This is a genomic window from Spiroplasma endosymbiont of Lasioglossum malachurum (assembly GCF_964020065.1).
Taxonomy (GTDB): Bacteria; Bacillota_I; Bacilli_A; order Mycoplasmatales; family VBWQ01; genus Spiroplasma_E.
Genome location: NZ_OZ026534.1, coordinates 161,937 through 174,200 on the forward strand (window position 1 = coordinate 161,937; position 12,264 = coordinate 174,200).

A 12,264-nucleotide genomic window follows, 5' to 3' on the forward strand; every position below is an offset into this window, starting at 1 on the left:
TAAAGGAGAAAAAAATGCATAATGATGTTGTAAAAGTTTCAAACCAAAAAATATTAAAGCCAGAGGGAAAAATTCATGTTGTTTATTTTTCTTCTTTGTCAAATAATACTCATCGTTTTATTCAAAAATTAGAGGTTTTAAATTCAAGAATTCCTCACGATTTACAAGAGGAAATTTTAGTTGATAAAGATTATGTGTTAATAACACCAACATATAGTGGGGGTGGTGATATTAAAGAAGGGGCGGTTCCTAAACAGGTAATTAAATTTTTAAATAATAAGCAAAATCGTAATTTTTGTCGTGGTGTTATTGCGTCGGGGAATACTAATTTTGGTGATACTTTTGCAATTGCCGGGCCAATTCTTTCAAAAAAATTAAATGTCCCACTATTATTTCAATTTGAATTATTAGGAACTAATAATGATGTATCAACAATAAAAAATATATTAGTAGATTTTTGAGATAAAGATAAAAAAAATACCAATGAAATAAATACTTTATCTGGAACTTTAGAAAGTGATGAATATGTTACTTTAAATGCTAGAGCAAAAACTACTAATAATGCACAATTTGATTTGCAAGCAGCACAATCTTATATGAAAAATCATATTAAACCAAATTTATTGCTTTTTAAAACCGTTAAAGAAAGAATAGAATATTTAGTAAAAAATCAATATTATGATGAAACAATAATTAATAAATATTCAATTACGGAAATTGAACGATTAACAAATGAAGCATACAGTTTTAATTATCAGTTTACGAGTTTTATGGGTATTTTAAAATTTTATAATTCTTATGCTTTAAAAAGTTTTAATGGTAAACAATATTTAGAAAATTATGAAGATAGAGTTGTTATGAATAGTTTATTTTTCGCTGATGGTAATATTGAACATGCTAGTAAAATTTTAAGACAAATTATGTCTGGTAGATTTCAACCAGCTACTCCCACATTTTTAAATGCAGGGAAAAAACAAAGAGGTGAATACACTTCATGTTATCTTTTACGAATTGAAGATAACATGGAATCAATTGCTCGCGCTATTACTACTTCATTACAGTTATCAAAACGTGGTGGTGGAGTTGCTTTGTGTTTAACAAATTTAAGAGAATTTGGAGCTCCAATTAAAAATATTAAAAATCAAGCAACAGGCGTTATCCCAGTTATGAAAATTTTTGAAGATTCATTTTCATATGCTAATCAATTAGGTCAAAGACAAGGTGCTGGGGCAGTTTATTTAAATGTTCATCATCCAGATATTATGTTATTTTTAGATTCAAAGCGTGAAAATGCAGATGAAAAAATTCGTATTAAGTCAATGTCTTTAGGAGTAGTTATTCCTGATATTACTTTTGAATTAGCAAAAAACAATGAACAGATGGCACTTTTTAGTCCTTATGATATTGCAAAAGTTTATGGTAAAGCAATGACAGATATTTCTATTACTAAAGAGTATTATAATATGTTAAAAAACCCTGAAATTAGTAAAAATTTTATTAGTGCTCGCAAATTATTTCAAATGATTGCTGAATTACATTTTGAAAGTGGATATCCTTATTTATTATTTGATGATACAGTAAATAAAAATAATGCTCATCCCGGTAGAATTGTTATGAGTAATTTGTGCAGTGAAATTATTCAAGTAAGTACAGCTAGTGAATTTAATAGTGATTTAAGTTTTAAAGAAATTGGTGAAGATATTAGTTGTAATTTAGGAAGTATTAATATTGCAAAAGTAATGGAAAGTGGAAGTGAATTTGGTGAGGTTATTTTTCAAGCAATTCATTCATTAGACCACGTATCAAGAAGTAGTGATTTTTCTAGTGCTCCGTCAGTTGCATATGGAAATAAAAAAAATCATGCTTTGGGTTTAGGCGCTATGAATTTACATGGATTTTTAGCAACAAATCATATTTTTTATGATTCAAAAGAAGCAATTGATTTTACTAATATTTTCTTTTATGTTATGGCTTATCATGCTTTTAGTGCTTCAAATAAATTAGCATTAAAATTTGGAAGTTTTGGTGGATTTAAAAATTCAAAATTTGCTGATGGTTCATATTTTGATAAATACATAAAATGTCAGTCAGATAAATGAACTCCTGAAACAAAAAAAATACAAGAATTATTTACAAAATATAACATTATGATTCCAACTCAGAAGCAATGAAAAGAATTAGTAATAAAAATTAAAGAAACGGGATTGGCTAATTCACATTTAATGGCAGTAGCACCCACTGGTTCAATTAGTTATTTATCTTCGTGTACACCAAGTCTACAACCGGTAGTCGCTCCTGTTGAGGTACGAAAAGAAGGGAAATTAGGTCGTGTTTATGTTCCTGCTTATAAGATTGATGATAATAATTTATCATATTACACTGAAGGTGGATATGAATTAGGTCCTAATCCAATTATTGATATTGTAGCAGCTGCACAACAGCACGTTGATCAAGCAATTTCTTTAACTTTATTTATTACTGATAAAGCGACAACTCGTGATTTAAATAAAGCTTATATTAGAGCCTTTAAAAAAGGTTGTTCATCAATTTATTATGTTCGTATTCGTCAAGAGGTTTTAGAGGATAGTGAAAATTATCAATGTAATGTTTGTGTTGTATAAATTAATTAGATTATTGAATAGTAGTTTCAAGTAAAAAATAAATTTGTAACAAATTTAGTAATATATTATTTATTTAATTTAAAAAATAGTGAAATTTTATTTTGGAATATAGGATTTTTAAAAAAAATTAAAAAATACATAGTAAATTTTAAAATTAAAGTTATAATAATAATTGTAAAAAAAATAATTATTATAACTTTGGAGTGGTACTCAAGAGGCTGAAGAGGACTGATTGCTAATCAGTTAGGACGGGAAACTGTCGCGAGAGTTCGAATCTCTCCCATTCCGCCATTATTTAAAAAGCATTAATTGCTTTTTTTACTTTTAAATAATAAATTTATTAATAATTAGATATAATTTAATAAAGAACTCTTTATATTAAGGAGAAATCATGCGTAAACGAGTAAACTTACTTTTATCATTAATCTTATATATTGCTTTGATTGCAACAATAGTTTTTGTTATATTTAATTATATTAAATATTCATGAATTATTTTGATGATAATTATTACTTTAACTATTTTAACTGGTATTATTATTTTCATTACCAATCGTATGCAAGATGCAAAACTATCATGAATTATGGTTACCTTATGTTTGCCAATCATCGGTATTTTTTTATATTGAACTTTTGGTCGTCCTTATCGTTATCGACGAAAACAAAAAGCTTATTTAAAAACAAATAGTTATTTTTATACCCAAGAAGATTGAACTTTTGCTAATTCAATTTTAGAATCAAAAAAAATAACTTTGAGTGAAGATACTTTATCTTTATTTAACTATACAACAAGAATTTCTCATCGACCATTTTATAATAATACTGATGTTCAAATTTTAAATAATGGTCCTAATAAATTTGTTAAATTAATTGAAGATTTAAAACAAGCAAAAAGTTATATTTTTATTAATTATTTTATTCTTGGTGAAGGGGAGCTATTAGAAGTAATTATTAATGTTTTAAAAGCAAGGATTGAAGTGGGAGTTAAAGTTTATATGATTTATGATGCTGTTGGTTCATATTTTAGTTTATCAAAATATAAAATATGAAAAATGAAAAAAATGGGAATTATTATTCATAAATTTTCACCAGTTAGATTACCATTTATGACAGGAAATTATAATTTTCGTAATCATCGTAAAGATATTATTATTGATGGGAATATTGGCTATGCTGGTGGAGTTAACTTAGCAGATAACTATATTTATCTTTCTGCAAAGTATGGCTTTTGAAGAGATACCCAAATTAGAATTGTTGGGGAAGCTGTTAAATCAATTGATTTAATATTTAGACAAGATTGGCATTTTATTACTGGTAATATTCTTGATATTAGTGCTGAAAAATCTGAAATAAAAATTAAAAATAATATTATTGTCCAAGTAATTGATGATGGACCTATTACTAAAGAAACAATTCAAAAAGATTTATTTATTAAATTTATTAGTAATGCTAAAAAGCGAGTTTGAATTAGTACTCCTTATTTAATTCCAACTAGCGATTTAATTACTGCATTGCGTAATAGTGCTTATTCTGGTGTTGATGTTAGATTATCATTACCCGGAATTACTGATAAATTTTTATCATTAGACATGTCAAGAACTTATTATGATTCATTGATTGAGTCAGGTGTTAAAATTTACGAATATAATAATGTTTTTAACCATTCTAAGTCTGGTATTTTTGATGATGATATTACTATTATTGGTTCAACTAATCTTGATTATCGTAGTCTTTATTCAGATCATCAAACTTTAGTAATTGTTTATGATAGTAAAACAAATAGTGATTTATCTGCTTCATTTGAAAAAGATTTTATTCATTCTAGTTTAATTATTAGTAATCCACTACTACATCGTAGTTTTGCCTATCGGGGTGTATTTTTATTATTGCTTAGAATTTTAGCACCATTATTTTAAAAAAATTTAGTATAATTAGGTAAATATTAATAATAAGGTGGTCATAATTTATGGGTTGAAGTCGACGAATTAAAAAAATTAAAGAATATTTTAGTGATGAAAATCAACCTAATTTGGATATTTCTAAATTATCAGAAGACAATGAAAAAAAAACTCCTTTTTTTAATAGGTTTAAAAAACAAAAAAAATCTAATAAATCTTCTACTTCAACGAATAATAAAAAACGTAATAATATTTTTTTAAATTTTAGAAGAAGATCAACTATTCAAATTATTAAACATTTAGAAAATAAAAATATTTTTAACTTATTTTTTTATACTGATGTTAGTAATATTACTTTAATATTAGAACAAGGAATTAAACCTTCTTCACAAATTAAATTATTGCCAAAGCAAGAATATATTGTTTGAACTTATTTAGAACATGCTACTTATTTAGAATTAGAGTTAGGTAATTCAACACGTCATTTTTTTTGAAAGTGATGTGCAGAGCAAAATGTTGATGTTAATAAAATAGTTATTATTTCTGTTGATATTCATAAACTATTTCAAAGCACTACTAAAGATTGAGGTTTAAATGTTGATACTAATCGTGTTCAAATATACGAAACAATTCCTGTTGAAGCTATTGATTGAATTTTGGTTAAAGATCGCAAAATGTTTCGTTTAGCTAAATTATATATTGATAATCAAAGACTAAAGTTAAAACTTTTCCAAGGAAATAGTGGTAATATTACTTTAGGCTCTGATTAAATGGAGGTAAAATTATGCGTTGATCTGCAATTGTAATTATTGCTTTAATTCCTTTTATGACAATAATAATTATTTTATTTATACGTTTAAATCATCGTAATAATCAATATTATAATGTTATCCATGGTGATTTGTTAAGTTTAGTTCCATTGAAAATTGATTTAAAAAATGAAATCATTACTTTTTCTGAACGCTTAGAAGTTTTAAATCGTAAAAAACGAATTTCATTGTTTGTATTTAAATCAATGATGAATCGTAAAACTAAAGTAAAAATTGAAATTTTTATTCAAGATTTATTAGTGAATAAAGTTCCATTTGAGCCGTGTCATTTTTCTGTTTCCTTTCAATTAGGAAGTAAAGTTATTGTTTATGATTTATCAATTGATTATTTTGATAATAATAATAAAGTTTTGTATGGTCAAATGCAAAGTAATATTCGTTATAATCGTTTTGCTATTTCACAAGCAATTATTTTACAACAAAATGAGTTAACAGTGGTAAAGTCAGTTTTTGTACAAACTATTTTAGATAATTTTAGTCAAAAAAAATATAATAAAAAAATAAATAGTCAATTTGAATATATGATTTTAATAAAAATAAAAAATTATTTAGCATTAGAAAATATTTTAACTGTTAATAATATTGAACGAATGGAATTATTAATTTCATATTATAGTAAAATAACTTTAGGATTAGATAATACTATTATTTGTAAATATTATGATGGTCAGTTTTTAATTTATTCTAGAAATAAGAAAATAAATTTATATCGATTCCAAAAAAAAATAAATAGTTATATTAAACGTAATTTAGTAGAAAAAAGTAGTTATTTGCAGATTCAAAGTCAAATATTATGTGTTTATGCTTCAGTAAAAACTGATGCTTCAAATGTCTATATATTATATAATAAAATTATTGATAAGAATCAATTAGAAGTAGTACAAAGTAGAGACTTAATTGAAATCAAATTGAAGACAAATGATATTTTAAATTATCCCGATTATAATCATTATTCACTTCTACAATCAGAACAAATGGAAAAATTATTAAGTGTTAGTATTAGACCAGTATATAAAAGTGATAATTCAAATGAGCCAAATTGTTACTATGCTTGATGAAATTTTGTTAAAAATTCTTATTATGTTTCGTTTATTGTTTTGATGCGTAATATTCAAGATTCAGGATTGTGGTGAAAAGTAAATGAGCCTTTATTTATTCAAACATTTGAAAAATTTGCGAAATTAAAACAAGAAAAAAACCTTATTCTTCCTGTTAGTTTAATTGAGTTACAAGATAAAACTATTTTAACAAAGTTAATTGCTCTTGTTAATAAGAGAAAAAATCTTTTTGAAAATTGTGATTTAATTTTTGATTTTCAAGATATTGGTGAAATTAATAGTTGGAATAAGTATGATTCAATTATTAAAACTATTCGTAGTAATAAAATAAAAATTTCTTTTACTCATGATTTACGTCATATTGATAATTTTAAATTAATTAATCATTTTAAACCTGATTATGTAGTTTTAACTTCTAATTTATTAGAACAAGTTACTTTTAGTTTTAGTAAATATATTGTTGTTATTATTTGTTTGCATTATTTAAGAATTTTAGGTATTAAAAATATTTTAGCTCGTGGTATTATTAACGTTCCTGAAATTATTATTTTAAAAGGATTAAAGGTTGACTATTTACTAGGAAAAGTATTAGAATCAGAACAAGCAAATAAAGTGCTAGATGCTTTAAATTACCCAAATTATTGGAAGTGACATAAAAGTCAATCAACGAAAGGTGAATAGATCATTATGAATAATGCAAAGAATAAAAATATTACAGCAAGAGAGATTGATTTTGCCAAATGATATACTGATATTATTAAGAAAGCAGAACTTTGTGATTATGGCGCAGAAAATGGTTCAGCAGCCGGTACCATTATTTTTCGTCCTCGCGGATATGCAATTTGAGAAAATATTCAACATTTATTAAATCAAAGATTTAAAATTTTAAATATTGAAAATGTAATGCTACCACTTTTAATTAGTCAAAAAGCATTTCAAGTTGAAAAAGATCATATTGAGGGTTTTGCACCAGAATGTGCAACTGTAACTAAAGTTGGAAATAATCAATTATCAGAGGAACTAATTATTCGTCCTACTTCAGAAGTTTTATTTTGTCGTCATTTTTCAAAAATAATTAGTTCATATAAACAATTACCATTATTATATAATCAATGATGTAATGTTGTTAGATGAGAAAAAAATACAAAACCATTTTTAAGAACTAGTGAATTTTTATGACAAGAAGGGCATACAATGCATAATAACGATGAAGAAGCAAAAAACTTTACATTAAAAATGATTAAGTTGTATGCTGATTTTGTTGAAAAACAATTAGCAATTAAAGTTATTGTTGGTGCAAAAACAATTCACGAACGTTTTGCTGGGGCAAAAATGACATATACAATTGAAACTATGATGCAAGATGGACAAGCATTACAAGCCGGTACTAGTCATTATTTTGGTCAAGAGTTCACAAAGGTATTTAATATTAAATTTAGTAATAAAGATAATAAACAAGAATTAGGATATCAAACATCATGAGGTGTATCGACAAGATTAATTGGTGCTTTAATTATGGCGCATAGCGATGATCTGGGTTTAGTATTGCCATCTACAATTGCACCGCATCAGATTATGCTTTTAAATTTATCACCTAAAAGTGATAAAGTTAAAATAATTGTTGAAAGAATATTTAAAATTTTAAGTTCTCATTTCCGAGTATTAATAAATGAAGATAATAAAAGTTTTTCTTATAAGAAAAGTGAAAGTCAAATTAAAGGTATTCCAATTACTATTGCAATTGGTGAGCAAGAAATTGAAAACCAAGTAATTAAATTAATTTTACGTCATAATTTAGATACTATTGATGTTGAAATTAATAATGAAAAACTATTAGTAACAACTATTATTAATCAATTAAATAAATTAAATAAAGATTTATTTAATAATTCACAAAAAAAATTAAATACAAGTTTAAAAGAGTTAACAGATTTCAATGAATATCATAAATTAGTTAAAATTCATAAAGGTTTCTTTATTGTACCTTTTTGTGATCAAATAAAGTGTGAAGAAGAAATTAAAAGTTTAACTGGTACAACATCACGTTGTATTCCTTTAGAACCGTATAAAAAATCAAGTAATTGTTTTAAGTGTCAAACTCCTAATAGTGTCTGAACTTATTTTGCAAGATCATATTAAAATTAGTAAGTTAAATAGAAATAAAATAGAGGAAAGATAATTATTTGTTCTTAAATTATTATTGAGGTGATAATAATGAAAGAACAAATAAGTGCTGATAAGCAACTAATTGCTGCTATTTTTGTTAAATATGAATAAGCAAAATTAACATTAGCAAATAATAATTTTAAAGAAAATTATGTTTTGAAAGAGGATAGTGTTCACTATGCTAATAAGATAGCGATAAATAAAGATTTAAAAAATTATGAGAAACATGTGCAAATTGTTGATACAGTTTTAGCATTATTACCAAAAAATGAATATAGTTATATTGTTAGAACGTTCTTAGTTAAATCAAATAAAAATTGATGAAAAAAATATTATCATATCAAAGAATATGAAAAATTAGAAAAAACGACTATTAAGCGTTTTTTATACTTATATTTAATTTAAGGATATAAAATGAATATTAATAGTATTGATTTATTGAATTCGCGTAGTTTTTTAGAACAAAAACTGAATTTAACGAGTGATGTAAAAAACAGCCCCATTTATGAAAAAGAATTATTTTTAATTCCAAGATTTACAGTGGTTGGTTTTCCGATCCAAACTTTGCAAAAAAGCAGTTATTATTATATTGAATTTCAAATTGTAGAAGCATATAGTTATGATTTTGATATTAACAAAGAACCAAGTGAAGGATTACTTGACGATGTAACGTTTCAATATGATTTGAATTATAGTAATATTAAGCAAGCAAGTGGACAACTTGTGATATCTAAATCAATTAAGTGAGTATTTCTTACTTCTTCATATTTAGAATTACTTGAAAATAATAAACTTGGTCCATATGCTGATATTTCTTTTTTACATATGGTTATGAAAACTTATAAGATAATTTTACCAGCAATAGCAATTAAAAAAGATAATATAAATATTTGCTAAATTGTAAAGGTAAGTGCAACTAAATTATTTTTCTATCCAAATATTCGATTGGTGAAAGATAATTTAATATTTTTCTCGGTCTTTGATTTAAAGACAATATAAATTTATGAACTTCATTTTTATTAATTTTTGAAAAAATAAATTTTTTAGGAAATTTTTCTCTAATTAAACCATTAGTATTTTCATTAGTACCTCTTTGTCAAGGTGAATATGGATTGGCAAAATAAATTTTTACATCTAAATTTTTTTCAAGTTGTTGTCAATTTGAAAATTCTTTACCACGATCAAAAGTAATAGTTTTAACAATGTTTTTAGGAAGAATTGATAAATATTATTAATAACTTTAGTAGTTCTGTTTTTAACTAATATTGCTAAAGTAAATCGTGATACTCTTTCAACTAAAGTTATTAAACATGATTTGCTTTTGCCTCTTGATGATACTATAGTATCTCCTTCTCAATGACCAAGTGTTATACGATCATTAACATCTATATCTCATTCTTTAATTGATTTACCATTAAACTTGCCACGATTTTCTTTAGATTTTCGTTTTTTACCTTTTCTTCTTAAATTTTTACTAGTAACTTTATCAAGCATTCCAAAATAAATTCAAGTATAAATTATTTTAAAACTAATAACTCACTCTTTATGAAAATTTTTAATTCTGCCATAAATTTGTTCAGGTGATCAACCTAATAGTAATTTTTGTTGTACATATTTTACTAAATTCTTATTTTTAAACTTATGAAAACTAATATGTGATTGTTTTCGATTTTCAGCTTTATTTTGTGCAATTAATGAAAAATAATGATTATTATCTTTATTTCTATTAATTTCTCGAATAATAGTACTAATACTTCGATTAAGATTTTTAGCTATTTCACTAATTTTAAATTTAAATTTCAATTGATTCTCAATATAAATCCTTTCATCTATGCCAAGATGTTTATAACTCATATAAAAACTCCTTACTTTTTTCTAAACTAAATTTAGCATTATGAAATTTTTATATGAGAATTTTTTGCAATTTTATTTACTTGCACTTACAAGTATAATTCAGCATTTTAAATTATAGTTTTAATTGTAAAAAACCTAGTAATTTAAAGCAAGTTCGTCATATTAATAATAAACATAATTATGGAACACTTAGTTTTTACTTTAATAGTAATCCACAGTATCAATTACAAATTAAACCAAAAATGTTTATTACAACAAATTTTAATTTGGAAATTAAAAATCCCATTATTTTAACGACAAATTTCTCTGATAAAGGATTTTATCATATTTTTTCTAAAAAGATTATGAAGAACATGATAGTTGGTGGAAAATCAAGATTAGATGAGGTTTTTAAGTTTTCTGGTAATAATATTAATACTGCAAATATAGTGCCAATAAGAATAAAACGTTATCTAGTATCACATTTTCCAAAAGTAAAAGATTATTATTATGATGATAAAGAAACAATATTACGTAAAATATTAATATTTAATAATAATTTTGATTTACAACAAAATATATCATTAAATATTAATGAAAATCTATCAAAATTTTATCAAAATAATAAAATACCAGCTTTTTTATTACGTAATAAAAAAAATATTGATGAATATTATTTAGAATTTTATAGTACTATTTATAATAGCATTGTAAATAAAATAGTATTGAATGATGAAATAGGAAAAAATCAATTTGATTTACCAAGATTTGAATGTTTTCACTTTAATATAAATATTCCATTTAATTTTCAAACCTTTTTTAAATATGATATTAATTTAAAATTTATTGAAGAAAGTAGTGAACCAATTATTGGTGGTCCATATCATTCTATTTTTATTAAAAAATTAATAAGAAATAATAGTGAAAATTGAGTGGCAACCACTAATTTTAGTTTAACTTACAATGAAATATTAAAATTTTATAGTAGTGATAACTTTAGTTTTATTGATTATAAGTATTTAATTCATAGTCAAATAAAGGTATAAAATGTTTATACGTAGGTTACAAATTAGCATTTTAATTATTACTATCACTATTACATTAAGTATTATGTTATTTTTTATTATCAAAAATTTTTCAACTAATAAAAATTTAAATGAAATGGTAAAAGAATATGATGTAGAATTAGAGACCGTAGATGATAAAAAAGAAAATTTAAATCCAGACATAGTTGTAGAAGCTATTGATATTAAAAAATTAAATGAAAGTATTACAATTATTTTAGATAAAAATAGTACTATCTTAGCAAATCAGTCACAGATTATATATAAAATACAATTTAATCAAAATTTATTTCAATACATATTTTTAAAGTTAATTATTAAAACATTTCCACAATGAAAAATTAATAATTTTATTTTTCATTTTAATATTTTAAATAATGCTGTATGAGTTGAATATAATACTAATTTAAAACTAGATTATTTAGAATGATATTTTAAAATAACAAATAAAATTTAATGCTCTATGTTATACTAAGTATAACTGTTAATAAAAATGATTTAAATTAGGAGTGAATTTATGGATATTTTAAGTGAAATTCATCAAATTATTAAAAAAGATTATCCAGAAATTAAAGAAAAAATTACACCCAAAACTAAATTTAAAGATGTAAAAATTGACTCTCTTAAATTAGTAATGATTGTTATTAAAATAGAAGAAAAACATAATGTAAAAATTAATGATAATAAATTACTGGATTTACAAACAAAAACAGTTCAAGATTTAATAAATGAAATTGAAAGATTAGTAGCAATTGAAAATAAAAAAAAGTAATATTATATTTTATCAGGAGATTA

Annotated in this window: 12 protein-coding genes and 1 tRNA gene; 11 read left to right on the forward strand and 2 right to left on the reverse strand. The window is 23.6% G+C overall.

Going from position 1 to position 12,264, the window contains the following annotated elements; all coding sequences use genetic code 4:
* Positions 1 to 14 precede the first annotated feature (14 nt).
* From nrdE to AACK95_RS00970, 8 genes are all read left to right on the forward strand, one after another.
* Positions 15 to 2,621, forward strand: coding sequence for a class 1b ribonucleoside-diphosphate reductase subunit alpha (gene nrdE / locus AACK95_RS00935; RefSeq protein WP_338980406.1), 2,607 nt, complete (start codon positions 15 to 17; stop codon positions 2,619 to 2,621).
* A gap of 200 nt (positions 2,622 to 2,821) precedes the next feature.
* Positions 2,822 to 2,912: transfer RNA gene (locus tag AACK95_RS00940), tRNA-Ser, on the forward strand.
* 100 nt (positions 2,913 to 3,012) lie between these two features.
* On the forward strand, positions 3,013 to 4,536 hold the full coding sequence (cls, locus tag AACK95_RS00945) for a cardiolipin synthase (RefSeq protein ID WP_338980407.1): 1,524 nt from the start codon (positions 3,013 to 3,015) through the stop codon (positions 4,534 to 4,536).
* Positions 4,537 to 4,586: 50 nt separating this feature from the next.
* The gene (locus AACK95_RS00950; RefSeq protein ID WP_338980408.1) at positions 4,587 to 5,288 is read left to right on the forward strand and encodes an acetyltransferase; all 702 of its coding nucleotides are present in this window, start codon (positions 4,587 to 4,589) and stop codon (positions 5,286 to 5,288) included.
* Positions 5,289 to 5,302: 14 nt separating this feature from the next.
* Positions 5,303 to 7,087 (forward strand): hypothetical protein, encoded by a 1,785-nt coding sequence (locus tag AACK95_RS00955; protein WP_338980409.1) that lies wholly within the window; start codon positions 5,303 to 5,305, stop codon positions 7,085 to 7,087.
* A gap of 6 nt (positions 7,088 to 7,093) precedes the next feature.
* On the forward strand, positions 7,094 to 8,545 hold the full coding sequence (proS, locus tag AACK95_RS00960; RefSeq protein ID WP_338980410.1) for a proline--tRNA ligase: 1,452 nt from the start codon (positions 7,094 to 7,096) through the stop codon (positions 8,543 to 8,545).
* Between the two features lie 183 nt (positions 8,546 to 8,728).
* Positions 8,729 to 8,977 (forward strand): MG284/MPN403 family protein, encoded by a 249-nt coding sequence (locus tag AACK95_RS00965; protein WP_338980411.1) that lies wholly within the window; start codon positions 8,729 to 8,731, stop codon positions 8,975 to 8,977.
* A 9-nt stretch (positions 8,978 to 8,986) separates the two neighbouring features.
* Positions 8,987 to 9,469: a hypothetical protein gene (locus AACK95_RS00970; protein ID WP_338980412.1), complete on the forward strand. Its 483-nt coding sequence runs from the start codon at positions 8,987 to 8,989 to the stop codon at positions 9,467 to 9,469.
* Between the two features lie 19 nt (positions 9,470 to 9,488).
* Here the strand turns inward: AACK95_RS00970 and AACK95_RS07100 are convergent, their stop codons facing one another.
* Entirely contained in the window at positions 9,489 to 9,797 is a 309-nt protein-coding gene (locus AACK95_RS07100; RefSeq protein ID WP_422397152.1) for an IS30 family transposase, read from the reverse strand.
* Positions 9,707 to 10,426: an IS30 family transposase gene (locus AACK95_RS00975; protein ID WP_338980413.1), complete on the reverse strand. Its 720-nt coding sequence runs from the start codon at positions 10,424 to 10,426 to the stop codon at positions 9,707 to 9,709. The genes AACK95_RS07100 and AACK95_RS00975 overlap by 91 nt, the downstream gene beginning before the upstream one ends.
* Before the next feature lie 344 nt (positions 10,427 to 10,770).
* Between AACK95_RS00975 and AACK95_RS00980 the strand changes: the two genes are divergently transcribed.
* The 3 genes from AACK95_RS00980 to AACK95_RS00990 all read left to right on the forward strand — a co-directional run bounded on the left by AACK95_RS00980 (position 10,771) and on the right by AACK95_RS00990 (position 12,241).
* Positions 10,771 to 11,451, forward strand: a complete 681-nt coding sequence (locus AACK95_RS00980) for a hypothetical protein (RefSeq protein WP_338980414.1) — start codon at positions 10,771 to 10,773, stop codon at positions 11,449 to 11,451.
* 64 nt (positions 11,452 to 11,515) lie between these two features.
* The gene (locus AACK95_RS00985; protein WP_338980415.1) at positions 11,516 to 11,926 is read left to right on the forward strand and encodes a hypothetical protein; all 411 of its coding nucleotides are present in this window, start codon (positions 11,516 to 11,518) and stop codon (positions 11,924 to 11,926) included.
* A 60-nt stretch (positions 11,927 to 11,986) separates the two neighbouring features.
* Positions 11,987 to 12,241 carry an acyl carrier protein gene (locus tag AACK95_RS00990; RefSeq protein ID WP_174480328.1) on the forward strand — a complete coding sequence of 85 codons (255 nt, stop codon included), beginning with the start codon at positions 11,987 to 11,989 and terminating at the stop codon, positions 12,239 to 12,241.
* Positions 12,242 to 12,264: the final 23 nt, after the last annotated feature.